Origin of the sequence: Alkalibacter rhizosphaerae (assembly GCF_017352215.1) — a bacterium.
Taxonomy (GTDB): domain Bacteria; phylum Bacillota; class Clostridia; order Eubacteriales; family Alkalibacteraceae; genus Alkalibacter; species Alkalibacter rhizosphaerae.
In genome coordinates, this window is record NZ_CP071444.1 from 1,762,190 (window position 1) to 1,786,852 (window position 24,663).

Consider the following 24,663-nt stretch of genomic DNA (forward strand, 5'->3'; position numbering starts at 1 on the left):
GTGCTATAGTTAAAAGAGAAACTCTGGTAAGGATGTGACACGATTGAATCAAATTCAGGATCTGCTGCTGAATTTATCCCTGTTGGTAAAACCCTCCAACATCATAGACATACTCATCGTTGCTTTTGTCGTGTACAAAATCATCGGTTGGATCACCGATACCCAGGCGGAGCAGGTGGCAAAAGGCGTGGTCATTTTGCTGTTGGCCACCCAGCTGAGCGAGTGGTTCCGTTTGTATACGGTGAATTTTCTGTTGCGCAATTTGATGACCGTCGGGTTTATTGCCCTGGTCATCGTTTTTCAACCGGAATTGCGGCGGGCTCTGGAACACATTGGCCGCACCAGCTTTTTTAAAACCAAGTGGATGGAAAATGTGAACGAAACGAAGCGGACCATCGAGGAGATCGTGGAAGCCGTCCAGCAGATGAGCAACAGCAAAACCGGTGCCTTGATCGCATTGGAAAAGGATACGGGTTTGGAAGACATCATTTCTACAGGGACCCGGTTGGATTCTGCCGTCAGTTCGGAATTGTTGTTGAACATCTTTACACCGAATACTCCGCTCCACGATGGAGCAGTGATCATCAGCATTCGGGAAAACAAATTAAAGGCGGCATCCTGCCTGTTGCCGCTGACGGAGAATAAAAATGTCAGCAAAACGCTGGGTACCAGACACCGGGCAGCCATGGGCATGTCAGAAAACTCCGATGCCATCATTTTGATCGTTTCGGAAGAATCGGGGGTCATATCCTACGCCAATACCGGGAAGATCTACCGGTATCTGGATGCCAACGCTCTCCAGGAGTTTTTAACGGAAGAATTTATTGTGAAGGATGAAAAATCCATCAAGATCAAGTTTTGGGGGACACAAAACAATGAAAAAAACAAGCAGGGGGAGTAACACGGTCAACGTAAAAATCATCATATCCTTAATTGTGGCTTTTGTGATGTGGATCTATGTCATTGGAGACCAAGACCCCAAAAACAGTCAACGCTATAACAACATCGACGTGAAAATACGAAACGAGCAAGTATTGGAAGACAAGGGTCTGGTATTGGCCAACGTGCTGGAAACATCCGTGGACATCACCATCAGTGGGAGGACCAGTGTATTATACAATCTTCCCTGGAGGAATTTTTCCGCATACGTGGACTTGAGTTCTGTTACGGAGAAAGGATCCTACGAACTGTCTGTAGCCATACAAGGCATACCTGATACTGTGGATCTGGAGAATGTGAGTCCGGCAACCATTACGGTGGAAATCGACCGGATCACCCAGCAAAATCGTGAGATCCAAGTTGATTTTGTGGGAGAATTGCCCCAAGGACTGCAATTGACGGATCATACCGTTAACCCGGGCACCGTGGTGGTGGAAGGCGGGGAAAACGTGCTGGCCAGGATACAGAAGGTCGGCGGTACCATAGACATGTCCGAGAGGGAAGAAGGATTCAGTGAAGTTCTGACACTGAGGGCATATGACGACCAAGGCCAGGAAGTAACAGGGATCACCCTGGATCCGGCAGAAGTGACCGTCACGGCAGCCATCGGAAACAATTATCTGTTGCCGGTAGAAGCCATTGTCACGGGAACTCCTGCAGAAGGATTCCAGATCAAGGAGATCCAAATGACGCCGGCCAATGTTGCCATTATCAGCCAGGGTCCTACACCAGTGGAAAAAATAGAGACGGAACCCATCAACATTGAAGGGATCCAGGAGGATGCGGAAGTCACCGCCAAGCTGATCATACCCAACGGTTTGATCTCTGCTTCGGACTTGGAGACGGTCCAGATCAAGATCCTGGTCGAACCCATTGAAACCAGAGAATTTTCCGTTTCCACCCTGGAATACCGAAACCGTCCGGAAGGATTGGAAGTGGCAAGCAGTCAGGGGGAACAAAACGTGGTGGTTCAACTCTCCGGCGGAAAAAGCATCATACAAGCTCTGGGTCAAAACCAGATCCAGCTTTATGTGGATCTGACCGATGCAGTGGTTGGTGAAAATCAAGTGACGCTGCAGATGGACGAATTGGAAGGGATCACTTTGGAAGAGCTGGAACCGACCCAATGGAGAGTGGTCCTGGAAGAAGCCCCGGAAGAGGTCGAAGAAGAATGAGTCGTTATACATATACCGTGCGAGACGTTAAGATCCACGTAGACGAGCATCCGGAAGAACTGGGCGGTTACCTGCCCGGTCTTTTCCGTTTGGAGGAAGAAGATCTGGTGGACTGGACCATTGTATCCAAATCCGTGGATGCCAGAAAAAAGAATTCCGAAGGTGTTTATTTGGTATACAGTTTTCAAGTGACCTTGAAAAGACCCTGGGCTAAGAAAAAAATGAAGGGGTTTCGGGTGGAAAGATCCGATCCCAAGGAAGGGGTCCTGCCTTCCTTGGCGTCCATACCAGGGGAACATCCACCCCTGATCATCGGTTTCGGACCTGCCGGAATTTTTGCCGCAATGGTATTGGCCAAAGCCGGACTAAAACCAGTGGTGTTGGAGCGGGGAAAACCCATGGAACACCGGGTCGCCGATGTGGATGACTTTTGGAACCGGGGAGATCTCCGCGAAGAAAGCAACGTTCATTTTGGCGAAGGCGGTGCCGGGACGTTTTCCGACGGGAAGCTCACCACCCGTGTCAACAGCCCGTACAACCAGCAGATCCTTCAGTGGTTTTACGAACACGGAGCACCGGAAGAGATCTTGTATCTAAACAAGCCCCATATCGGGACGGACCGGCTTCGGGAAGTGATCCGTGGATTGCGGGAACGCATCTGCTCCCTGGGGGGAAAAGTGCTTTTTGAATCGAAAGTGGAAGAAATGGTTCTCCAGGAGGACGGATCCTGGATCGTCACCATCCAGAACGGATCGACTCTACTTGGAAGCGATGTGATTCTGGCAACGGGACACAGCGCCACCGATGTATACCGCATGTTGGATCGAAAGAACATCATCATGGAACCGAAAGCCTTTGCCATCGGGCTTAGGATCGAGCATCCGGCCAGGCAGATCAATGAAAGCCAATACGGCATCTATCATGACCGAAGCATTCTTGGGGCGGCATCCTACCAGCTGACCTACCGGGATCAAAGCGGACGGGGCGTATACACTTTCTGCATGTGTCCCGGGGGGCTGGTGGTTGCCTCCTCTTCCGAAAAGGAGACCGTGGTGGTCAACGGCATGAGTTACCATGCCAGGAATGGAAGCAACTCCAACAGTGCCGTGGTGGTGACCATCCATCCGGAAGATTATGGCAACACTACAGCAGGTGCCCTTTCCTATCTTCACAAATGGGAACATCAGGCTTTTTTAGAGGGGGGTGGAGGCTACGCCGCTCCCGTGCAGACGGTGGGGGACTTCTTGAAAGGACGTCCCAGCAAAGCATCAGGCAAAGTAAAACCCACCTACGAACCGGGAGTGACGTGGGGAGATCTTGATCGATGTCTGCCGACCTACGTCACCGATCCCATACGCCACGCTCTTTTGGATTTTGATCGAAAGATCCAGGGATTTGCCGACAACCATGCGGTTTTGACCGGCGTAGAGACCCGAACGTCGGCACCGGTGCGGATCCTTCGAAATCCGGAGACCCTGGAAGCCATCGGCAAAAGGAATCTCTATCCCTGCGGGGAGGGAGCCGGTTATGCCGGAGGGATCATGAGTGCAGCGGTGGATGGGTTGAAAGTCGGATCAAAAATCGCGGAGAAATACCGATGAATGGAAAATTGTTCCTTGTTAGAAAAGCCTTTTATACGATATAATAGGAAAAATAAATTAGAATGAGAAACATTCAGAAAGTGGGATGCAGCATGGAAATTCGAATCACGAAGAACGACGCTCCGAAGCAAAAACCGGATGAAAACAATCTGGGGTTTGGCAATTACTTTACGGACCACATGTTTGTCATGGATTATGACTTGGAAAAAGGATGGCACGATCCAAGGATCGAACCCTATGGTCCATTGTCTTTGGATCCATCAGCCATGGTTTTTCACTACGGCCAGGAAACTTTTGAGGGGTTGAAAGCCTATAGAAACGACCAGGGGAACATTCAATTGTTCCGCGTCATGGACAATTTGAATCGGCTCAATCAATCCAATGAACGGATGTGCATACCGACCCTGGATGTAGAAGCCATGTTCCAGGGCATCAAGGAATTGATCCTGTTGGACGGAGACTGGGTCCCTTCCCAACCGGGAACTTCCTTGTACGTGCGTCCCTTTGTGATCGCTACGGATCCTTTCCTGGGGGTTCGACCAGCCTCCACTTACAAATTTCTCGTCATTCTGTCACCCGTTGGCGCCTATTACAAGGGTGGTCTCAATCCGACCCGGATCTATGTGGAAGAGTATTATGTTCGGGCTGTTGCCGGAGGGACCGGTTTTGCAAAGACCGGAGGGAACTATGCAGCCAGTCTGAAAGCCCAGGTGGAAGCCAATGAAAAAGGGTACAACCAGGTGTTGTGGCTGGACGGAAAAGAACACAAGTACATCGAAGAAGTTGGCACCAGCAATGCCTTTTTCAAGATCGACGGGAAAGTCTACACAGCACCTCTGGAGGGGAGCATCCTGTCCGGGATCACCAGAAATTCCACCATCACCTTGTTGAAAGACTGGGGTTTGGAAGTGGTGGAAGAGAAGATGACCATCCAGCAGCTGGCAGAGCATCACAAGGCAGGTCGGTTGGAAGAAGCATTTGCAACCGGTACTGCTGCCGTCATCTCCCCCATCGGAGTACTGGGATGGCAGGGTGAAGACTTAGTGATCAACGACAACCAGATCGGCGAGGTCTCTCAAAAACTTTACGATACCATGACAGCCATCCAATATGGAAAAGTGGAAGACGAATTCGGCTGGGTGATACAACTGTAATAAACATGCGTCCTTTATTGGGCGCATGTTTATCTTTTTTTTTGGAAACCTTTACATCATTCCTTCCTGTGGCATATTAAAAAGACATGTGATAAAATGATAAAAACTTGGATTATATGTGAAATTGTTTTTAGGGAGGGTTTTTTATGATGAAAAACGGTATTGGAGCATCACCGGGGATCGCTATCGCAAAAGCATTTGTTCTCAAACACGAGGAAATCATCATACAGACGGAACCAGCGGAAAGTACAGCAGCGGAGATGGAAAGATTGGATAAAGCATTGGTCCAGTCGAAAGAACAACTTGGGAAAATATATGAAAAGGCGGCCCAGGAGCTGGGAGAAGAGGAAGCCAGGATCTTTACGGCTCATTTGATGGTCTTGGACGATCCGGAGTTTGTGGGTCAGATCCGGGAAGTCATTGAAGGACAATCTCTTGCCGCCGACAACGCCACCAAGCAGGTGACCGACATGTTCGTGGGCATCTTCGACGCCATGGAAGATGAATACATGAAGGAAAGAGCCGCCGACATTCGGGATGTAGGGGGACGACTGATCCGCAACATCCTTGGGATCAAGGATCCGGATCTGAGCACGATCCAGGACGAAGTGATCATCATTGCTTACGACTTGACGCCGTCGGATACGGCATTGATGAACAAGGAAAAGGTCCTTGGTTTTGCTACGGACATTGGTGGACGAACATCCCATACGGCCATCATGGCAAGAAGTCTGGAGATCCCGGCAGTTTTGGGTCTGAAGGACATCACGACAGGGGCCAAGGATGGGGATCTGGTCATCGTGGATGGCAACAGTGGAGAGGTGCTGGTCGATCCGGATGAAGAAACCCGAAAAGCCTATGAGAAAAAACAGGAAGAGTATCTGGCCTTTGTGGAAGAGCTGGCCCAGCTGAAAGAACTGCCGGCTAAGACCCTGGACGGTACGGAAGTGGAACTGGTGGGAAACATCGGCACACCCAAGGACGTAGAAGGCATCCTGCGAAACGGCGGAACTGGAGTAGGCTTGTATCGAACCGAGTTTTTGTACATGGACAGCGATAAAATGCCCGATGAGGAAAAACAATACAAAGCCTACAAGGAAGTGTTGGAAAGCATGGGGGAACACCCGGTGATCATCCGAACTCTGGACATCGGTGGAGATAAAAAGCTCCCCTATTTGAAACTGGAAGATGAAATGAATCCATTTTTGGGCTTGCGGGCCGTTCGGTTGTGCTTCGTGGAAGAGGAACTCTTCAAGACTCAACTGCGGGCCATACTCCGAGCAGGTGTCTACGGCAATGCCCACATCATGTTTCCCATGATCTCCAACGTCCAGGAGGTGCGCCAGGCCAAGGCGATCCTGGAGGAGTGCAAGGAAGAGCTGAAAAAAGAAGGAATTTCTTTTGACGAAAATATAAAAGTTGGTATAATGGTAGAGATTCCATCTGCAGCAGTTACGGCGGACATCATCGCAAAAGAAGTTGATTTTTTCAGCATAGGAACCAACGATCTGTGCCAGTATGCCCTGGCAGTGGATCGGATGAACGAAACCGTAAGTTATCTGTACCAGCCTTTGTCTCCCGCGATCCTTCGGTTGGTCAAAATGGTCATCGAGGCTTCCCACCAAGGGAAAGCAGCCAAGTTTACCGGAATGTGTGGGGAACTGGCAGGAGATCCAAGAGCGGCATTGATCTTGCTGGGATTGGGGTTGGATGAATTCAGCATGAGCGGATCATCCATTCCGCAGATCAAAAAGATCATCCGCAGCGTGAGCATGGAACAGGCAAAAGAAATTGCAGAAAAAGCGCTGACGCTGGATACGGAAGAAGCAGTCGTAGCCATGGTGGAAGAGGAATTGAAAAATCTTGATATTACATTGATGTAGGAGGAATAACATGTTTAGTAAGGAAATCACCATTATGAACGCAACAGGGTTGCATGCCAGACCGGCTTCCATGTTTGTACAGGAAGCAGGCAAGTACAAATCAGACATCCACGTTGTAAAGGACGGGAAAAAGATCAATGCAAAGAGCATCATGGGGATCATGGCCGGCGGGATCGCCAAAGGCACCCAAGTCGTCATCGAAGCGGAAGGCGAAGATGAAGAAACAGCGGTAGAGGCATTGGTTGCCTTGATCGAAAGCAAATTCGGCGAAGAATAAAAAAATGCGAAAAAGACCTGCGAGAGCGGGTTTTTTTCATAGAATCGACTCCCGATTTGTTTAATGAAAAGTGATATGGGTATCAATCAAAGACATAAGAGTAAAACGAAGGAGGAATTTGTATGTCAAAAAGCACCAATTTTCTTAGTGGGGTTTTAATAGGTACGGTGATCGGAGGTTTGGCCGGAATTTTGCTGGCTCCGGAGTCTGGTAAGGACACAGTGAAGAAGTTGAAAGACCTGGGTGAAGACTTTGCCGACAACGTAAAGGATTTCAGTTCGGAAGCCTTGGAACAAGGAAAAGAGTATAAAGGAAATTTTGAGAAAAAAGTTGGGGATCTGTCGGAAAAAGTAGGCGAAAAAATATCCGTTTACAAAGACAGCATCGATGAGAAACTGGCGGAAGTTCGCGGATCCATTGAAGAAGCAATGGATGAACTGGAAGACGAAGTAGATGTAGTAAAAGAAGAAGTAGAAGAGAAAATAGACGCCGGCACAGAGGTGTAAAGACAAACGACAAGGGTGATATCTATGTTTCAAAATGCAAATCTGTGGGAAGCGGGCATTCTGTTGATCGGAGTGGCGTTTGTCATTGGAGCGATCTATCTGGCAATGGTACTCAAGAAGTTATCGAAGACCCTGGAGGATGCCAATGCCATCATCGTAGACAATCGAAAAGCCATTGAATTGATCATGAATGAAGTGGAGACCATAACGAGAAATTCCTCCATGGTCGTGGAAGATGTGCAGGAGACAGTGGGCTCTTTGAAAAAGTCCGTTGTAGACGTGGAAAAAACGGTAAAAACATCAAAAAACTATGTCCTGTCTCCGATCCTGAAATCGGTCACATACGCCCAAGCCGCCATGAGAGTGTTCGGAAGAAAATCGAAAAAGAAGAAATAATGAGTTGATGACGAGGAAACCTCTGGTTTCCTCTCAACTTGTGTAAGGGGGAAATGAAACGCATGCTGACGATTAACATGCTGGAAGAAACGGAACGTTGGACCGTAGCTTTGAATGGAGAAGTGGATATTTATACAGTAGACATGCTCAAGGAAAAGTTGGAAGCGGTCAAAGATGTAGAAGGAAAAGAGATCGTATTTGATCTGAAGAAGCTGGACTATATCGACAGTACGGGCTTAGGCGCCATCATTGGCGTAAAGGGAAAGAATCCTAAAGCATCCATCCGGGTGATCAACATGAAGTCCAATGTGGCACGATTGTTTGAGATTACTGGATTGGACAAGATTTTTGCAACAGAGTAACCAGTGGAGGGAAATATATGGAAATGCAAAAAATGGAAGAACAAGTGAAAATTTCATTAACGTTGCCTGGGGTACCGGAATATGTCAGCGTTGCCCGTTTGACACTGTCCGGCGTTGCCAGCCGCATGGGGTTCAACGTGGATGCCATCGAAGATTTGAAAGTCGCAGTCAGTGAAGCCTGCACCAATGCCATGAAGCATGGCTGCCTGGTGCCTAAGGATCAATACCATGTTGATTACATTGTATCTGACAAGACGTTGATCATCGATGTATGCGACAAGGGGCGAGGTTTCATGGTTTCGGACATCGGGGAACCGGATCTGGGAAATCCCAGGGAAAACGGATTGGGGTTGTACATCATCCGCACCTTGATGGATGAAGTGGAAGTCACCAGCTCCAACGAAAAAGGCACCGTTGTTCGCATGATCAAACAGTTAGAGGAGTAATCTATGGGCAAGGACGTTACGACAAAAAACGACGAAAAGAAGCTACTAAAGAAAAAATACACCGAAGGATTGTTTGAACGATACATTGCCACGAAAGACGTCGAGATTCGAAATGAAATATTCAAAGAATTCATGTACATTCCCGAGATCCTATCAAAAAAGTATATCAACAAGGGAGTGGACTATGAAGATATTTTTCAAGTGGCCAGTTTAGGACTTATTTACGCCATTGAGCGGTACGATCCCTCAAAAGGGTATGAGTTTTCCAGTTTTGCCACACCGACCATATTGGGGGAGATCAAGAAATATTTTAGGGACAAGGAGTGGATCATCAAAGTACCAAGAAGGATCCAGGAGCTTTCCCGTAAAATAAACATGTCCAAAGACCATCTTCAACACAAATTGATGCGGCCGCCGACCATACGGGACATCGCAGAATACCTGGAGGTTTCGGAAGAAGAAGTGATCGAAGCCATGGAAGGAAGCTACGCATATTCTCCAACGTCTCTCGATGTTCGAATCAGCAATTCCAAAGATGAAAACGATCTGTCTCTCTTTGAAGTGTTGGGTATGGAAGACCAGAACATTTCCGAAGTGGAAGACAAGGACCTGATCAAAAATATATTTGCGGAAATGGACGAATACGACCGCAAGATCATCATCGACCGATACTACAACAACAAAAGCCAAAGTGATATTGCCAGCGAGCTGGGGGTTTCTCAAATGACCATATCCCGTCTGGAAAAGAAAATCATCAAAAAATTGCGGGATCGCATCAGTTATTGACGGACCTTCTTGTTTTTGTGTGGAAAAAACGCTGAAAATATTATAAAATAGTCCTATCAAACGATTTTCTGTGCAATTGTATGGATATGTATACAAAAATTACAATGAGCGAGGGGGAGCAACAATGAAAACGTATCCAACCGGCAGTATCAGAAACGTAGCAATCCTGGGGCATAGCGGCAGTGGAAAGACCACGTTGACGGAAGCCATGGCCTTTAACGCAGGGATCATTGACCGTATGGGAAAGGTGGAAGACGGATCGACCATTTCCGATTACGACAATGAGGAAATCAAACGAATGATCTCCATCAATGCCACTACCGTACCCATGGAATATGGCGGACACAAAATCAACGTGCTGGATGTTCCCGGCTATTTTGACTTTTTTGGAGAAGCAGTGAGTACCCTTCGGGTCAGCGATGCTGCTGTGCTGGTTTTGGATGCCTTGTCTGGAATTGAAGTGGGAACGGAAAAAGACTGGGAAATGATCGAAAACGAAAACATCCCTGCCATTCTGGTCATCAACAAGATGGACCGGGAAAATGTACGATTTGAAAAAATCATGAACGACCTGAAAGAAAAGTTTGGCAACAAGGTGGTTCCTTTTGAGTTGCCTTTTGGAGAAGGACTGGACTTTAATGGCGTCATCAATGTTGTGGACATGAAAGGGCGAGAACGACGGGGAGACCGATGCTTCGACATGGCGGTACCGGATGAATTGCAAGCGGAATTGGAGCCCTACCGGGAAATGATCATGGAGTCCGTGGCCCAAACCGATGAAGACCTGATGGAGAAATATTTTGCCGGGGAAGAATTGACCAATGCAGAGATCCATGCCGGTTTGCGCAAAGGTGTTTTAGAAGGAGAACTCATCCCCGTGTTGTGTAGTTCCGGAAGCAAAAACATCGGAGTGGAAACGCTGATGAGCATGATCATCGAATACTTCCCGTCTCCGGCGGACCTGCTGGGAGAACCCTTTACCCGACCAAACGGAGGAGATTCCGATGTACGAAAATACGACAGCGCGGCACCAGTGGCCCTTCAGGTATTCAAGACCATTGCAGACCCCTACGTGGGCCGATTGTCCCTGTTCAAAGTCATATCCGGAACGTTAACGACAGGCATGGAATTATTGAATACAACGAAAAATAAAAAAGAAAAGATCAATCATATTTATTTGCTTCGGGGCAAAAAACAGGTGGAAGTGGAGAACCTGCAGGCAGGCGATATCGGTGCCCTGTCCAAGTTGTCCGACACCACCACGGGAGATACCCTGTGCGATCCGAAGGATCCCTTGGAGTTTCGACCGCTGGTTTTCCCGAAACCGGTCATCGCCATGGGCGTGGAACCAAAATCCAAAGGGGACGAGGACAAGATCGGAAATGGTTTTGCCAGACTCCAGGAAGAAGACCAGACCCTGCATGTTGAGCGAAATTCGGAAACGAAGCAGACCCTGATCTCCGGCTTGGGCGAGATGCACATCGAGATCATGTGCGAAAAGCTGAAAAGCAAGTTCGGCATCGAAGTCATGCTGGAAGAACCCAAGATTCCTTATCGGGAAACCATCAAGAAAAAAGCAACGGCAGAAGGAAAACACAAGAAGCAATCCGGTGGTAGAGGCCAGTTCGGTCACGTGCACATCGATTTTGAACCCGTCGGCGACCCAAATGTGGATTTTGAGTTTGTGGACAAGGTGGTAGGCGGCGCCGTTCCAAGAAACTTTATTCCTGCAGTTGAAAAAGGGTTGCAGGATTGCATCAAGGAGGGCGTTCTGGCAAAATATCCGGTGGTTGGACTCAGGGCCACCCTGTTTGACGGATCCTTCCATGCTGTGGATTCTGACGAAATGTCCTTTAGAATGGCGGCCAATCTTGCCTACAAAAAAGGAATGAAGGAAGCCAACCCTGTTATCCTGGAACCCATTTACAAAGTGGAGATCGTGGTGCCGGAAGATTACATGGGAGACATCATGGGAGATTTGAACAAGAAGCGGGGACGCATCTTGGGAATGGAGCCCATGGAAGGCGGAAAGCAAAAGATCCTGGCGGAAGCTCCTTTTGCCGAAATGTTCAAGTATGCAACGGAACTAAGGTCCATGACCCAGGCCAGGGGAGATTTTTCCATGGAGTTTGCCCGCTATGAAGAATTGCCTGGATCCTTGGCGGAAAAAGTGATCGCAAAAGCGGAAGAAGAGAACAATCACTAAGGAGCCGAACACCCTGACGGACATACCTCGCCCGCCAGGGTGTTTTTGTACAAATCATGAACGATGGCCGCATCTCCAACAGGATGCGGTCTTTTTGCTTTACTTTTTTGGGGGATGTGATACAATGAAGTTGACAAAAAGAACCGTCCCTATTGACAATTTGAGCGGAAAGGGTTGTGTTGCATGGCGAGAATTCCGAGAAAAGAATGCAAAAGTAGATATTATCACATCCTGGTGGAAGGCCGAACGGACAAGGATATTTTTGCGGATCCCAGCGACAAGGAAAAAATGCTGGAGATCATGGAGCGGGTATTGGAAGAAAGCAACGTATCCGTATATGCCTACTGCATCATGGACAACCATGCCCACTTTATTGTTCAGGAAGGGGAAGGGGACATTTCCCGATTCATGAAGAGGATCAACGGATCTTATGCAGTATATTACAATCGCAAGTACGGAGAGCGAGGACAGGTTTTTTACGACCGGTTCAAAAGCGAAAACATCCGGGACATGGAACATCTTATGCGGGTGATGCGTTTCATCCACAACAATCCGGTCAACAGCGGTTCTGTCCCCAAGCAACGGGATTATCCATGGAGCAGCTACCGGCAGTATGTATTGTCGATCCAACGATCGTCCCTATTGAAGAAAGAACATATTCTGGTCTGGTTTTCCCGGGATCAGAAGGTGGCCATGGACAAATTCGTGGTATTCATGCAGGAGAAGAGCAACGACATCTATTTGGACCTGGAAGAAAGCATTGAAAAGACGGTACAAGGCATGATTCGAAAATACTTGACAAAAAACCATCTTCAGTTGGAGGAACTTGGGTATAAAGAAAATGTATTGCATCGAGATCGATTGATCCAACTGGTCAGGGAGGTCGGCGGGTTTTCCATCCGGAAGATCGCTGATTTGCTGCAACTGAATCGAGGTACGGTGTACAACGTGTTGTCCCGGTCCAACAAACCGGGGGAGGAAAGGAATGATTGAAGTGCTGTGCGACAACTGCAAAGAACGACAAGCCACCATTCATATCACCAAAATAATCAACGGACAAAAAAAAGAACATCATTTGTGCGACCAATGCACTTCTTTGGATAAATTGGGGAAGGAAGCATTTGATTATACAGGGTTCATTTCCGATGTTGCAAACGACGGCAAAAGAAATCCGTCCAAAGAGCAACCGGGGGAACGGACATGCAGTCGATGCGGAATGACCTATGAATTTTTTCGAAAGCATGGAAAATTTGGTTGTGGAGAGTGCTACGACGCCTTTGAACCAATGATCGTTCCCATGATCCGACGGATGCACGGCAAAGACCGGCATATCGGCAAAGTGATCAAAAACGGCGATCGAATGTTCCAGCGAAAGCGGGAACTGGAAGTCCTTCAGGCAAAATTGGACGAGGCAGTGGAAAAGGAAGAATATGAAATGGCGGCCCAATATCGGGACCAGATCAAAGCACTGGTCAGCCAGACGGAAGAAGTAGAGGACTGAGAAGGAGGACGAGACCATGGGATCATGGAAGAATGAGGACAAGGAGCGGGACATCGTCATCAGCAGCAGGGTGCGGCTCGCTCGAAACATCAAAGACATGCCTTTTCCGGTATTGCTTCCGGAAAACCGGGCCCGACATTTGACCAAGACCATCGAGGAATGTTTGAATTCCAACGAAGGGTTGGCAACGACTTTCAAGAAATTTGACCTGTCGGAGCTGAAAAACAATGAAAAGCGGGTCTTGGTGGAAAAACACCTGATCAGCCGGGAATTGGGGACCCACTGGGGAGCTGCCGTATTTATCAACGACGGGGAAGATTTGAGCATCATGGTCAACGAAGAAGATCATATTCGGATCCAGTGCATTTTGGACGGGTTTCAATTATACAACACCTATGAGCAGGCAGACAAAATGGACGACGTCCTGGAAGGATGCATGGAATTTTCCTTTCACGAGCGATTTGGTTATCTGACTTCCTGTCCCACCAATGCAGGAACGGGAATGCGGGCTTCCGTCATGCTCCACTTGCCGTCCATGACACTGAACAACCAGATCCACTCCATGATGATGACATTATCCAAATTTGGATTGACCATTCGAGGGATCCATGGAGAGGGTACCCAGGCCTTGGGTGATCTTTATCAGATCTCCAATCAAAACACCATGGGAGTTACAGAGCATGAGATCATCGATACCCTTCATGATGTAGCCAGGGAGATCATTAAAAAAGAAAGAGATCTGCGTTATGACATCTTGCAAAACAATCGGATCTATTTGGAAGACAAGATTTATCGGGCCTACGGGATCTTATCCAATGCCAGGTCCATCAATTCGGAAGAGAGCATGAAGCTTTTGTCTTTGGTACGTCTGGGAGCAGATCTGGAACTGTTGGATCAAAAGCTGTCGGTGATCAATCGGCTCTTGCTGGACATCCAGCCGGGGATCTTGGCCAGTACCTATGGAGAAGCCATGAACGACATGGAAAGAGACCGGGTGCGGGCGGAACACATACGAAGAGAGTTAATGGAAAAAACAATAGAAGAATAGGAGGAAGTGACATGGCCATATTTGGACGATTTACAGAAAAGGCACAAAAGGTATTGATGCTCTCCCAAGAGGAGGCCAAAAAACTAAACCACAATTATATCGGTTCGGAACATTTGCTGCTGGGTCTGATCCAGGAAGGAGAAGGTATTGCAGCTGTTGCTCTGAAGAACCTGGGAGTCCAATACGAGAAAGCATCCATGCAGATCGAGACCCTTTTGGGACGTGGCGAAGATCAGGTAGAGGAGATCATAGGATACACCCCGCGCACCAAGAAGATTTTGGAGTTAAGTCTGATGGAGGCTAGGGCCCTCAATCAAAGCTATATCGGAACGGAGCATATCCTACTGGGATTGGTTCGGGAAGGGGAAGGGATCGGTGCAAAAATACTCAGCGATCTGGGATTGGATTTTGAAAAGATCCGGGAAGAGATCGTGAAGCTGATGAACACATCCAGCAACCAGGCCCCCAAAGCCCAACAGGCAAAAAACAGCAACACGAAAAATTTGGACAAATACGGAAGAGATTTGACCGCCATGGCCGATGAAGGTCGACTGGACCCGGTCATCGGACGAGACAAGGAGATCCAGAGGGTGATCCAAATCTTGAGCAGGCGGACAAAAAACAATCCGGTCCTCATAGGGGAACCCGGCGTTGGTAAAACTGCGGTGGCGGAAGGCTTGGCTCAAAAGATCGCTTCGGGAGACATACCGGAAAATCTGAAAGACAAAAGAGTGGTCTCCCTGGATCTGTCATCCATGGTCGCCGGGGCAAAATATCGGGGAGAATTTGAAGATCGCCTGAAAAACACTATGGAAGAGATTCTGGAGGACGGCAACATCCTTTTGTTCATCGACGAAATGCATACCATCATCGGTGCAGGAGCTGCAGAAGGGGCCATCGATGCATCCAATATCATGAAACCGGCTTTGGCCAGGGGAGAATTGCAGGCTATAGGAGCCACCACCCTGGATGAATACCGAAAACACGTGGAAAAGGATGCAGCCTTGGAACGGCGTTTTCAGCCGGTGGACGTTGGTGAACCCACCAAGGAAGAAGCGGTGGAGATCCTTCGAGGTCTACGGGATCGATACGAAGCCCATCACAAAGTGACCATCACCGACGAAGCCCTGGAGGCGGCGGTGGAATTATCGGATCGCTACATCAACGACCGATATTTGCCGGACAAGGCCATCGATCTTATCGATGAAGCGGCATCCAGGATCCGCCTCAACATGTTGACGGCTCCGCCGGACATCAAGGAATTGGAAGAGCAGATCGAGAGATACCAGCAGGAAAAGGAAGAAGCGGTAGCAGCTCAGGATTATGAAAAAGCCGCCCAGATCCGGGATTTGGAAAACAAGGCGAAAAACAAGCTGGAAGAAGTGACCATGAATTGGAAAAATAAAAACAACATAGGGGCTGCAGGAGAAGTTGTCGCAGACGACATCGCACAAATCGTATCCATTTGGACCGGAGTTCCGGTGAAAAAACTGGCCCAGGAAGAATCGGAAAAACTGTTGAACATGGAGGAGGTCCTCCACAAGCGGGTCGTAGGGCAGGATGAAGCGGTGAAAGCCGTGTCTAAAGCCATCAGAAGGGCCAGAGTAGGGTTGAAAGACCCCAAGAGGCCCATAGGTTCCTTCGTGTTCTTGGGACCGACTGGTGTAGGAAAAACTGAGCTGAGCAAGGCTCTGGCGCAAATCATGTTTGGCGATGAAGACAACATGATCCGCATCGACATGTCGGAATATATGGAAAAACATGCCGTGTCCCGTCTGATTGGATCCCCTCCGGGATATGTGGGGTATGATGAAGGCGGACAATTGACGGAAAAGGTGAGACGAAAGCCCTACTCGGTCATTTTACTGGATGAGATCGAGAAAGCGCACCCGGACGTATTCAATATTTTGCTGCAGATCCTGGAAGACGGTCGATTGACCGACGGCAAAGGGAGAACGGTGGATTTTAAAAATACCGTCGTCATCATGACATCCAATGTAGGGGCTCATACCATCAAAAAAGGAAAGACATTGGGCTTTTCCGCATCACAGACCCAGAATCAGGATGAATACGACAAAATGAAAGAAAACATTTTAGAGGAATTGCGACGAACCTTCCGTCCGGAGTTCATCAACCGGTTGGATGAAGTGATCGTATTCCACCAGCTGGACGACAAGCATATCGGGGACATCATTGAGATCCTTTTGGAACAGTTGTCCAAACGATTGAAAGATTTGGAGATCGACTTGTCATTCACCGATGAAGTCAAGCATTATTTGGCTGAAAAAGGAACCAATTTGGAATATGGGGCAAGACCCTTGCGCCGTACCATCCAGAAGGAAGTAGAAGACCGATTGTCCGAGGAATTGCTTCTGGGCACGGTCATCAAAGGTCAATCCATCGAAGTGGCACTTGAAGATGGGAAGCTGACGTTTTATAATAAGTAGTAGACAACGGCTCCGGTTGTACCGGAGCCGTATTTTTTTAGGAGGGATCTCATGTCCACCAAGGACCGCATCGCATCGATTTTAGAACAAGATCCGGGGAAAGTGATCTCCGGCGCTGCATTGGCGAGAGAATTGAAGATCAGCAGGACGGCTGTCTGGAAACACATGCAGGTCTTGATGGAGGAAGGTTATCCCGTCAAGGCTGTTCCCAATAAAGGGTATGTGTTGGAAGAGACCACAGATCGCCTGTCGGAGGCCTTGATCCGAAATCGTCTGAAGTGTCCGTCCTTTTCCAGGATCGTCCACGTTCATAAAAGCCTGGACTCCACCAACGAGACGGGAAAGATGCTGGCCAGGGACGGGGAAGCTCATGGTACCTTGGTGGTGGCGGACGAGCAGGTCCAGGGTAAGGGACGTCGGGGGAAAACCTTTTTTTCTCCTTCCGGCAAAGGGATCTATATGAGTATCCTGCTTCGGCCGGATATTGTGCCGGAAGAAGCCCTTCATTTGACCATACAGGCAGCCGTTGCCGTAACCGATGTACTGGAGGAGCTGTTTCCGGCAGACGAGAGGTCTGCCATACAAATAAAGTGGGTCAACGATGTGTACATACATGAACGGAAAGTGGCGGGGATCTTGACGGAGGCGGCCATGGAAATGGAAAGCGGCAAGATGGACTATGTTGTCGTCGGCATTGGCGTCAATGTGGTGGGTGAGATCTCGGACCTGCCGGAATCCATTCGTTCCACGGCAGGTTTCCTGTCTGAGCATCTCCGCAAGGTTCCCTCCAGAAATGAATTGATCGCAGCCATCGCCAATCGACTGGAGGAGCTGATCACCAATGAAGAATTCACAAGGACCATCCAGCGTTATGCGGCAAAAAGCTATCTGACGGGGAAAACCGTCCAACTCATGCAAAACGGTGGGATCCGCAGGGGAATTGTTGCCGGTATCGATGAAAAGGGCCGGTTGGTGATGAATTATGAAGACGGGTCCAGAGGGGTGGTACACTCCGGTGAGGTGGAACTGCTCAAAGATGGAAAAGTCAACAAGTAAACTTTAGGTAAACATTGCGGATTTTGGTTGAAGAGAGATCCCAAAATGGTTAGAATGATATAAACGCTACAACAAGGGAGTTTGACCATGCAAGCTGGATTGATTTTATTGATGGCATCGCCGTATACGGCCTATTTGCCGCTGATCTACATGAGCCTTCAGTGGTGGAAGGATCGTAAAGAAGGACCATGGAGCGGGATCCATAAAAGTCTCGCTCTTTTATGCGTGTTTTCTTTTTTGGCCGCCGCCATCAACCAAAGCTTGCCTTCTTTTATAGGAAGCCTGGGGCTCTTGTTTTTAGTGGGAGCCTCATGGCGCGTCCAGCAAACCATTCAGGATGAAAACAGAGCCCATGAGGTACTGGTAGCCATCTGGCAGGTCGGAATGGTCACCGGCATACTGGGGTTGGTGGAAAAAGCCTTGTCCTATATGGTGGACATGACATGGGTGGGAAGCTGGTTTTGGAGTCCCAACTTCATCCCCAGTGCGGAAAACTACCGCATCTATGCAACCTATGGAAATCCCAATGTGACCGGTATGGTGTTTGGTTGGCTCCTGCTGGTCTCCGTTTACCTTTGGGATACGGAACTGGGAAAAAAAAGTCGATATTTGTTGGGAATCATGGTTTTTGGCACCGCCGTCATTGCAACAGGATCAAAAGGAGCCACCGTGGCCATGCTGGCTGCATTGGTGGTTTATGGCATTTTATCGAAGAACAAGACCCTTCGGCGGATCTTGCTGCTGTCTTTTGCCGCCGTTGTCGTGTTGGCCCTCCTCAGTCCGGAGATCAACCACAAGGTCCACAGCAAAAGGGTGGACTGGTGGATCGAAAGCTTTGCATTTATTTTTCAGCGTCCATGGACCGGTTGGGGCATATGGGGAGCCATGGATCACTTGGGCAACATTCATAGCCACAATGCTTGGATCTCTCTGCTTTTTTTCTTCGGGATCCCGGGATTTGTCGCCTATCTTTGGTGGAAAGGTCTCTTGTATCGAAGGCTGCTCCTCTTTTTTAAAGGAGGTTCTCGTCTGGCCATTTTACTGATCGCATCCCAGGCCTTTTTCGTTGTTCAAGGAATCGTTGATTTCACATGGATGACACCCCAAGGTGGAGCGTTGTTTTTTGGATTGTGCGGAATAACGGCCGGATTGACGGAGAATCAAGGGACGTCTGGAAAAGTGTCAAAAACGAGGGCACAAAAACGTTCTGGAAAAAAGATAAGAATCGGATGAAGTTATTTCATGGGATACTTCCACATGTTCAAGGCCTGCCTTTCATAATGAAAGGCAGGCCTTTGTTTAAAATTTTGTGTATGCGTTTAGCATTTCCGCAGATTCCAACTCGTTGAATAATTGAGCGGATATTGTCTTTTGATGCCGGGTCATTCGGTAATCACCCAGACGACCGCTGTAAACCAGTTTCAGGGATGTAGCAGTCATAAAATCTCCGGGAGTAACAAAAACGCAAGGTTTTGCAAATAAAGGGATCCCGCTATATTCGAAAATGGAAGCGACAAACTGGGAACAGAAGAAAGCGTCGTTTCGCTCGATGTTCACATGAAACATCACTCCCAACAATCCCAAAAGGTTGTAGCGATAATTTTCCTGGTTGAGTTCAAATTTGCGGATGTATTCCCTCACCCGCCAATAGGCCATGATATCGGAGCAATCCAACTCGTAAATGGCGCAGTTGGCATTGCGAAAAAGCATGTGATCGATATTTTCCCGCACAAACCCACCGATAATTGGATTGTTCATCTTCTTTCGGCCGAAACTGAACACTTCATTCAATTCTGGATCAAAAGCGATGGAAACATGGTTGTAGGGATCCTTGGTGTACATCTTGATCAATCGGTTTAAAACAGTACCTGTATCTGTCAATAAAATGTAGAGTTTATCATTGGTTTTCATGTTGACCTCTTTTTATTTAGCATTAGTGGAATTATTATATCAAAAACCATAGGATTGGTAAAGAAAAACACGCAGGAAGGTATTCTTAACAATTTCTGAAGGATCTGCTTCAATTCAAGGAAACCGGGTTTGCAGATCGCAAAAATCGGGTACCTAATGAAGAAGAAAGACTTGTGAGAGGAGCTGAACCATTGGAAAGAAAAATCAAGGAGATCATGGAGGGTCGAGACAGCACAGACGGAGCAGGTGTACACTTGCGCAGAGTGTTTTCTCACGGAGAAGTAGCGCATCTGGATCCCTTTTTGTTGTTGGATTCTTTTGACAGTACCGATCCCAAAGACTATATCAAAGGTTTTCCGTGGCATCCTCATCGGGGGATCGAAACGGTGACCTATCTTATCGAAGGCACCATTGACCATGGAGACAGCTTGGGCAATCAGGGTTCCATCGATGAAGGATGCTGTCAATGGATGAGTGCCGGAAACGGGATCATCCACCAGGAAATGCCGCAAGCAAGCAATAGGATGTTGGGCGTCCAGTTGTGGGTCAATTTACCGGCATCCCAAAAGATGTCAGAGCCTGCATACCGAGATGTACGAAAAGAAGATGTGAAATTGGCGAGAGACGACGCAACGGCCCAAGTCCGGGTCATTGCAGGATCCTATAATGGTGTTCGGGGACCTGTAGGTGATATTGCCGTAGCACCCTTGTTTCTGGATGTACTGGTGAAACCGGGAAAGACCTTCGATTTGGAAACACCTGCAGAACATACGGTGTTTGTTTTTTTGATCGATGGCAAGGGAGAATTCGACGGGCAGGTGTATCCGAAAAGAACCGGTTTTTTGTATGAGGATGGAGACATGATCACCATCGGGGCACCGGAAGAAGCGGCAAGAGTCTTGATCTTTGCCGGAAAAAAGCTAAAGGAACCCGTAGCCTGGGGAGGACCCATCGTCATGAATACCCAGGAGGAATTGCAGCAGGCATTTCGAGAGCTGGATGAGGGAACGTTTATACGACACAAGTAAAATATTCCAAACAAATATGCTGATGGGAGTGGATCATATGGATCAAGGGCCACTGGTATTGAAGGAAAAACCCATAGTGGGCATTAGTGCTTGCTGTATGGGCAGTCCAGTGCGATACAATGGAAAAGGATGGAATCTTCTGGAGAGCATTGGGAGAGAAAAAGGGGACTTTATCTGGGTCCCTGTATGTACGGAGGTGCTTTCCGGCATGGGGGTCCCGAGAGATCCCATCCACATTGCCGGAGACAGCGGTAAGGATGTTTGGGAAGGGGATGCCCGGGTCATCAGCAGAGGCAGACGGGATTTGACCCAGGACATTCTGGAAGGATGCCGGATGGGGGCGAAAGTGTTGGAGAAAGCCAATGTGAAAGCCTATGTATATCTGGACGGCAGTCCTTCATGCGGTGTGTATCGTACCAGCTTGAAAAACAAACGGTTGGGAAAACCACCTGGAGTTTTTGGATCCTATCTCTATGATCACGGATATTTTTTGATCCCTGTCTTGGATTTGCAAAGTCCCTTGCGGTGGTGGGATTGGAAACGGAGACTTTTGGCGTATCTTTGGTTGGAGCAGGCATCCATCACAAATAAAAAGGACATTTATGATGTCTGGTACCGGTACAAATTCATCTGTCAGGAACTGGACGAACCCTGGGCTAGGGAAAAGGGCCACGAATTGGCCAATCTGAAAAAAGATCCGGACGAAGAGTACATTCATTTCTTCAAAAAAGAGATTTTGGATCTGTTGCGCAGACCATCCAAATCCAACAAAATCATCAACAGCTTGTGGAAAAACTACAGCTTTTACAGAAGGAAAACGGGAGAGACCATTGAAGGCATCCTGGAACCGGATACCAAACGCAACATCACCACGGTGGCTAAGGAGTTGTCCATGATGGAAAGAGCCGCTTTTGACAAGGGCGTATTTTTTGGCACCTCCCCTGTGGTGTATCGTGGGAATCGATAGGAAAGGAGTAGTGAAATCATGAAAAAGATCGTATTTTTTGCATTCAAAGGAGAAGAAATGTGTTTTGTTCATCTGTTGCTTAATGCATTGGATCTGGATGAGAAGGGTCACAAGGCCAAGATCGTCATGGAAGGGGAGGCCGTCACCTTGTTGAAAGGCCTGGAGGAAAAAAAGAACCCCTTGTACATAAAAGCAAAGGACAAGGGATTGATCGACTGCATCTGCAAAGCATGTTCCGCCAGCATGGGTGTGCTGGAGTTCAACCAGACCCTGGGGATTCCCATGGGAGAGGACATGAAGGGGCATCCCAGCATGGAACAGTACCTGTCGCAAGGCTTTGATGTGATCACTCTTTAAGAGTGGGGGATGGAAAAATGATCGGATCGATGAATAGACGGTAAAACCGTCTATTTTTCATCGTTCATTTCCGGTGGATGACTTTTCAGCGGTTCCCATGTACAATAAAGGATAGAACATGATCGCTATAAGGAGATGTGGACATGACGGGTAAAAAGAAAGTTGGAATATTGCTGCTGCTGACAGCAGTGTTGATGTTATATGGATGTGCCGATTCGTCGGAAAAACGGGATCCGCTGGAAGATGACCGAAGGACGGTTGCAGTGTCCATCCTTCCCCAGCAGACTTTTGTAGAAAAAGTGGCGGGAGATCGGGTGGATGTGGTGACCATGGTCCCGCCGGGAAACAATCCGGAAAACTATCAGGTAAAGCCACAAGACATGGTGGCACTGAGCAACGCCTCCGTTTACTTTGCCATGGGTGTAGAGGCGGAGAAGGCAGGTCTGCTGGACCGAGTTGCTGATTTGAATCCGGAGATGATCATTGTCCGTCAAGATGAGATCGTGGACCAGGCTTATCCCCATATCGATTATGATTTTCATGATATCCCGGGGGTCCGTGAGGAAGGCTCCGACTTGGAGCTTGACCATGAGGAGGAAGACGACCATACCCACGAAGGCAGAGACACCCATATTTGGCTGTCTCCGAAACGGGTCCAGGTGATGGTGGAAAACATCCGGGATCGATTGTCGGAGTTGGATCCGGAAAACAAAGAGTTTTATGAAACCAACGCAGAGTCCTACCTTCAGGAACTGAGGACCTTGGATGAAGAGATCCGAATGGCCATGGAAGAGCTGCCCTACAAGACGTTCTTGATCTATCACCCATCCATGGGATATTTTGCCCAGGATTACGGGCTGACCATGGTCCCCATCGAATCGGAGGGAAAAGATGCCACCGCATCCCGACTTCGGAGCATCATTGATTTTGCCAGAGAAGAAGATGTCAAAGTGGTTTTTTATCAGTTGGAGCATGACAAGAACCAGGCGGAGACCATCGCCCAGGAGCTGGGTGGAACTGTCATGGAGTTGGCGCCGTTGGACCCGGATTACCTGGAGAATATGCGGCGGATCAAGGATGTATTTGTTCAAGTACTGAAGTAGGAGCGTTTATGGATAATATATTGGAATTGAAGGATGTTTATGTACAATACAACGGGAACCACGTGTTGGAGGAGATTTCACTGACCTTGGAAGACGGAGAATTCCTCAGCATCATCGGTCCCAACGGAGGCGGAAAGACGACGCTGATCAAAGCGATTTTGGGATTGGTCAAACCCTGCGGAGGCCAGATCCGGCTGAGAGACGACCTGATCATCGGATATGTGCCCCAGCACACAAAATTCGATCGCCAGTTTCCCATTCATGTCTTTGACGTGGTTCTGACAGGTCGTCTTGGGAATCGGTTGCGTCTGTTCAAACGATATGGGGAAGAGGATCGCCAAAAGGTGACGGAGATCCTGAAAGCCATGGGTTTGTCCCATTTGGCAAAACGCCAGATCGGCATGCTTTCCGGAGGACAGCTCCAGAAGGTCCTGATTGCCAGGGCCTTGGTGGCCCAGCCGGATCTGTTGATCCTGGATGAACCGACCGCCAATTTGGACAGCGAAAATCGGAGAGATATTTACGACATTCTTCACCGATTCAATGAAAAAAAGGCCGTCATACTGGTGACCCATGACTTGGAGTATATTGAAGACAACAAGAGACAAGTAGTGTTGTTGAACCGAAAGATCATATACCGGGGAGATGCCAAAACTCGGGAGAAGACCCAAATCCACGACCACGGAGGTACACATCATGCTTGAGCTTCTTCAATATCAGTTTATGAAAAACGGACTTGCCAGTGCCATCCTGGCCAGCATATTATGCGGCATCATCGGGACCATCATCGTGGAGAAAAAATTGGTGAGCATGAGCGGTGGTATTGCCCATACGTCCTACGGCGGCATCGGATTGGGGTTTTTGCTGGGCATCGAACCGCTGATCAGCGGCATCGGATTTGCATTGGCGGCTGCTTTCGGCATTTCGGCCATACAGCGAAGGACCACTGCTGGAGCAGACACCCTCATCGGCATGTTTTGGGCCGTGGGCATGGGGCTGGGCGTGGTTTTTATCGCCATGACACCAGGATATCCTCCCGATATGACCACCTATCTGTTTGGCGATATCTTGACCGTATCGTCCGGGTTTGTAACATTGATGACGGCCTGGACCACCTTCACCCTGATGTTTACTGCAGCACTGTATCCTTATTTGAAAGCGTATCTTTTTGATGAGGAGTATTCCGAGATCTTAGGGGTGCAGACCAGGTTGTTGGAGTATCTTCTGTATGGAATGATTGCACTGAGTATCGTTTTTTTGATCAAAGTGGTAGGGATCGTCCTGGCCATCGCCATGCTGACAATACCACCGGCCACTGCTAAAATTTTTTCCTATGAACTGTTGCGGATTATGATATACTCAGTCTTGATAGGGAGCATCACCAGTATTGGCGGCATGTTGATCTCTTACGTCTACAACATTCCTTCCGGTGCGACGATCATTTTATTGTCCATTATGGTGTATGGCTTGGTATTTCCTGTGAAAAAATATTTTCAAAGACAAAGGGTGTGAGA

Annotated in this window: 25 protein-coding genes; 24 read left to right on the forward strand and 1 reads right to left on the reverse strand. The window is 48.3% G+C overall.

Annotation, left to right across the window (positions count from 1 at the left end; genetic code table 11):
• Window positions 1-43: 43 nt before the first annotated feature.
• From cdaA to J0B03_RS08890, 18 genes are all read left to right on the forward strand, one after another.
• Entirely contained in the window at window positions 44-901 is an 858-nt protein-coding gene (gene cdaA, locus J0B03_RS08805) for a diadenylate cyclase CdaA (protein ID WP_207299246.1), read from the forward strand.
• Entirely contained in the window at window positions 876-2,114 is a 1,239-nt protein-coding gene (locus tag J0B03_RS08810) for a CdaR family protein (protein ID WP_207299247.1), read from the forward strand. The genes cdaA and J0B03_RS08810 overlap by 26 nt, the downstream gene beginning before the upstream one ends.
• Entirely contained in the window at window positions 2,111-3,715 is a 1,605-nt protein-coding gene (locus tag J0B03_RS08815; RefSeq protein WP_207299248.1) for an NAD(P)/FAD-dependent oxidoreductase, read from the forward strand. Before J0B03_RS08810 ends, J0B03_RS08815 begins: the two co-directional genes overlap by 4 nt.
• A 92-nt stretch (window positions 3,716-3,807) precedes the next feature.
• Window positions 3,808-4,869, forward strand: a complete 1,062-nt coding sequence (locus J0B03_RS08820) for a branched-chain amino acid aminotransferase (protein WP_207301034.1) — start codon at window positions 3,808-3,810, stop codon at window positions 4,867-4,869.
• A gap of 149 nt (window positions 4,870-5,018) precedes the next feature.
• Entirely contained in the window at window positions 5,019-6,752 is a 1,734-nt protein-coding gene (gene ptsP / locus J0B03_RS08825) for a phosphoenolpyruvate--protein phosphotransferase (protein ID WP_374058629.1), read from the forward strand.
• A 10-nt stretch (window positions 6,753-6,762) separates the two neighbouring features.
• The gene (locus J0B03_RS08830; protein WP_207299250.1) at window positions 6,763-7,029 is read left to right on the forward strand and encodes an HPr family phosphocarrier protein; all 267 of its coding nucleotides are present in this window, start codon (window positions 6,763-6,765) and stop codon (window positions 7,027-7,029) included.
• Window positions 7,030-7,151: 122 nt separating this feature from the next.
• A complete protein-coding gene (locus tag J0B03_RS08835) occupies window positions 7,152-7,535 on the forward strand; it encodes a YtxH domain-containing protein (protein ID WP_207299251.1) in 384 nt (127 codons plus the stop codon).
• Between the two features lie 24 nt (window positions 7,536-7,559).
• Window positions 7,560-7,931 (forward strand): DUF948 domain-containing protein, encoded by a 372-nt coding sequence (locus tag J0B03_RS08840; protein ID WP_207299252.1) that lies wholly within the window; start codon window positions 7,560-7,562, stop codon window positions 7,929-7,931.
• Between the two features lie 62 nt (window positions 7,932-7,993).
• A complete protein-coding gene (locus J0B03_RS08845) occupies window positions 7,994-8,293 on the forward strand; it encodes an STAS domain-containing protein (RefSeq protein WP_246798117.1) in 300 nt (99 codons plus the stop codon).
• 17 nt (window positions 8,294-8,310) lie between these two features.
• Entirely contained in the window at window positions 8,311-8,739 is a 429-nt protein-coding gene (locus J0B03_RS08850) for an ATP-binding protein (protein WP_246798118.1), read from the forward strand.
• Between the two features lie 3 nt (window positions 8,740-8,742).
• Window positions 8,743-9,525: a SigB/SigF/SigG family RNA polymerase sigma factor gene (locus J0B03_RS08855; RefSeq protein WP_207299254.1), complete on the forward strand. Its 783-nt coding sequence runs from the start codon at window positions 8,743-8,745 to the stop codon at window positions 9,523-9,525.
• A 124-nt stretch (window positions 9,526-9,649) separates the two neighbouring features.
• Entirely contained in the window at window positions 9,650-11,731 is a 2,082-nt protein-coding gene (fusA, locus tag J0B03_RS08860; RefSeq protein ID WP_207299255.1) for an elongation factor G, read from the forward strand.
• A gap of 183 nt (window positions 11,732-11,914) precedes the next feature.
• Entirely contained in the window at window positions 11,915-12,724 is an 810-nt protein-coding gene (locus J0B03_RS08865) for a transposase (protein WP_207299256.1), read from the forward strand.
• Window positions 12,717-13,232 carry a UvrB/UvrC motif-containing protein gene (locus tag J0B03_RS08870; protein ID WP_207299257.1) on the forward strand — a complete coding sequence of 172 codons (516 nt, stop codon included), beginning with the start codon at window positions 12,717-12,719 and terminating at the stop codon, window positions 13,230-13,232. The genes J0B03_RS08865 and J0B03_RS08870 overlap by 8 nt, the downstream gene beginning before the upstream one ends.
• 16 nt (window positions 13,233-13,248) lie before the next feature.
• The gene (locus tag J0B03_RS08875; protein WP_207299258.1) at window positions 13,249-14,280 is read left to right on the forward strand and encodes a protein arginine kinase; all 1,032 of its coding nucleotides are present in this window, start codon (window positions 13,249-13,251) and stop codon (window positions 14,278-14,280) included.
• An 11-nt stretch (window positions 14,281-14,291) separates the two neighbouring features.
• Window positions 14,292-16,727, forward strand: coding sequence for an ATP-dependent Clp protease ATP-binding subunit (locus tag J0B03_RS08880; protein WP_207299259.1), 2,436 nt, complete (start codon window positions 14,292-14,294; stop codon window positions 16,725-16,727).
• Window positions 16,728-16,778: 51 nt separating this feature from the next.
• Window positions 16,779-17,783 (forward strand): biotin--[acetyl-CoA-carboxylase] ligase, encoded by a 1,005-nt coding sequence (locus J0B03_RS08885; protein ID WP_207299260.1) that lies wholly within the window; start codon window positions 16,779-16,781, stop codon window positions 17,781-17,783.
• Between the two features lie 87 nt (window positions 17,784-17,870).
• The gene (locus J0B03_RS08890; protein ID WP_207299261.1) at window positions 17,871-19,016 is read left to right on the forward strand and encodes an O-antigen ligase family protein; all 1,146 of its coding nucleotides are present in this window, start codon (window positions 17,871-17,873) and stop codon (window positions 19,014-19,016) included.
• A 66-nt stretch (window positions 19,017-19,082) separates the two neighbouring features.
• On the opposite strand, the gene J0B03_RS08895 is transcribed toward J0B03_RS08890, so the two are convergent.
• Window positions 19,083-19,694 (reverse strand): C40 family peptidase, encoded by a 612-nt coding sequence (locus tag J0B03_RS08895; RefSeq protein ID WP_207299262.1) that lies wholly within the window; start codon window positions 19,692-19,694, stop codon window positions 19,083-19,085.
• A gap of 191 nt (window positions 19,695-19,885) precedes the next feature.
• On the opposite strand from J0B03_RS08895, the gene J0B03_RS08900 reads away from it, so the two are divergent.
• The 6 genes from J0B03_RS08900 to J0B03_RS08925 all read left to right on the forward strand — a co-directional run bounded on the left by J0B03_RS08900 (window position 19,886) and on the right by J0B03_RS08925 (window position 24,661).
• Window positions 19,886-20,722, forward strand: a complete 837-nt coding sequence (locus J0B03_RS08900) for a pirin family protein (protein WP_309485098.1) — start codon at window positions 19,886-19,888, stop codon at window positions 20,720-20,722.
• A 37-nt stretch (window positions 20,723-20,759) separates the two neighbouring features.
• Window positions 20,760-21,689: a 2-thiouracil desulfurase family protein gene (locus tag J0B03_RS08905; RefSeq protein ID WP_207299263.1), complete on the forward strand. Its 930-nt coding sequence runs from the start codon at window positions 20,760-20,762 to the stop codon at window positions 21,687-21,689.
• Window positions 21,690-21,707: 18 nt separating this feature from the next.
• Complete coding sequence (locus J0B03_RS08910; protein ID WP_207299264.1) at window positions 21,708-22,046, forward strand: hypothetical protein; 339 nt, start codon at window positions 21,708-21,710, stop codon at window positions 22,044-22,046.
• Window positions 22,047-22,189: 143 nt separating this feature from the next.
• On the forward strand, window positions 22,190-23,149 hold the full coding sequence (locus J0B03_RS08915) for a metal ABC transporter solute-binding protein, Zn/Mn family (protein ID WP_207299265.1): 960 nt from the start codon (window positions 22,190-22,192) through the stop codon (window positions 23,147-23,149).
• 8 nt (window positions 23,150-23,157) lie between these two features.
• Complete coding sequence (locus J0B03_RS08920) at window positions 23,158-23,853, forward strand: metal ABC transporter ATP-binding protein (protein ID WP_207299266.1); 696 nt, start codon at window positions 23,158-23,160, stop codon at window positions 23,851-23,853.
• Window positions 23,846-24,661 carry a metal ABC transporter permease gene (locus tag J0B03_RS08925; RefSeq protein ID WP_246798119.1) on the forward strand — a complete coding sequence of 272 codons (816 nt, stop codon included), beginning with the start codon at window positions 23,846-23,848 and terminating at the stop codon, window positions 24,659-24,661. The genes J0B03_RS08920 and J0B03_RS08925 overlap by 8 nt, the downstream gene beginning before the upstream one ends.
• The last annotated feature ends 2 nt before the right edge of the window (window positions 24,662-24,663 follow it).

Coding starts and splice junctions, on each gene's coding strand:
- J0B03_RS08810 (WP_207299247.1), top strand. CDS start 876: ATGAAAAAAACAAGCAGGGGGAGTAACACGGTCAACGTAAAAATCATC.
- J0B03_RS08815 (WP_207299248.1), top strand. CDS start 2,111: ATGAGTCGTTATACATATACCGTGCGAGACGTTAAGATCCACGTAGAC.
- J0B03_RS08820 (WP_207301034.1), top strand. CDS start 3,808: ATGGAAATTCGAATCACGAAGAACGACGCTCCGAAGCAAAAACCGGAT.
- ptsP (WP_374058629.1), top strand. CDS start 5,019: ATGAAAAACGGTATTGGAGCATCACCGGGGATCGCTATCGCAAAAGCA.
- J0B03_RS08830 (WP_207299250.1), top strand. CDS start 6,763: ATGTTTAGTAAGGAAATCACCATTATGAACGCAACAGGGTTGCATGCC.
- J0B03_RS08835 (WP_207299251.1), top strand. CDS start 7,152: ATGTCAAAAAGCACCAATTTTCTTAGTGGGGTTTTAATAGGTACGGTG.
- J0B03_RS08840 (WP_207299252.1), top strand. CDS start 7,560: ATGTTTCAAAATGCAAATCTGTGGGAAGCGGGCATTCTGTTGATCGGA.
- J0B03_RS08845 (WP_246798117.1), top strand. CDS start 7,994: ATGCTGACGATTAACATGCTGGAAGAAACGGAACGTTGGACCGTAGCT.
- J0B03_RS08850 (WP_246798118.1), top strand. CDS start 8,311: ATGGAAATGCAAAAAATGGAAGAACAAGTGAAAATTTCATTAACGTTG.
- J0B03_RS08855 (WP_207299254.1), top strand. CDS start 8,743: ATGGGCAAGGACGTTACGACAAAAAACGACGAAAAGAAGCTACTAAAG.
- fusA (WP_207299255.1), top strand. CDS start 9,650: ATGAAAACGTATCCAACCGGCAGTATCAGAAACGTAGCAATCCTGGGG.
- J0B03_RS08865 (WP_207299256.1), top strand. CDS start 11,915: ATGGCGAGAATTCCGAGAAAAGAATGCAAAAGTAGATATTATCACATC.
- J0B03_RS08870 (WP_207299257.1), top strand. CDS start 12,717: ATGATTGAAGTGCTGTGCGACAACTGCAAAGAACGACAAGCCACCATT.
- J0B03_RS08875 (WP_207299258.1), top strand. CDS start 13,249: ATGGGATCATGGAAGAATGAGGACAAGGAGCGGGACATCGTCATCAGC.
- J0B03_RS08880 (WP_207299259.1), top strand. CDS start 14,292: ATGGCCATATTTGGACGATTTACAGAAAAGGCACAAAAGGTATTGATG.
- J0B03_RS08885 (WP_207299260.1), top strand. CDS start 16,779: ATGTCCACCAAGGACCGCATCGCATCGATTTTAGAACAAGATCCGGGG.
- J0B03_RS08890 (WP_207299261.1), top strand. CDS start 17,871: ATGCAAGCTGGATTGATTTTATTGATGGCATCGCCGTATACGGCCTAT.
- J0B03_RS08895 (WP_207299262.1), bottom strand. CDS start 19,694: ATGAAAACCAATGATAAACTCTACATTTTATTGACAGATACAGGTACT.
- J0B03_RS08905 (WP_207299263.1), top strand. CDS start 20,760: ATGGATCAAGGGCCACTGGTATTGAAGGAAAAACCCATAGTGGGCATT.
- J0B03_RS08910 (WP_207299264.1), top strand. CDS start 21,708: ATGAAAAAGATCGTATTTTTTGCATTCAAAGGAGAAGAAATGTGTTTT.
- J0B03_RS08915 (WP_207299265.1), top strand. CDS start 22,190: ATGACGGGTAAAAAGAAAGTTGGAATATTGCTGCTGCTGACAGCAGTG.
- J0B03_RS08920 (WP_207299266.1), top strand. CDS start 23,158: ATGGATAATATATTGGAATTGAAGGATGTTTATGTACAATACAACGGG.
- J0B03_RS08925 (WP_246798119.1), top strand. CDS start 23,846: ATGCTTGAGCTTCTTCAATATCAGTTTATGAAAAACGGACTTGCCAGT.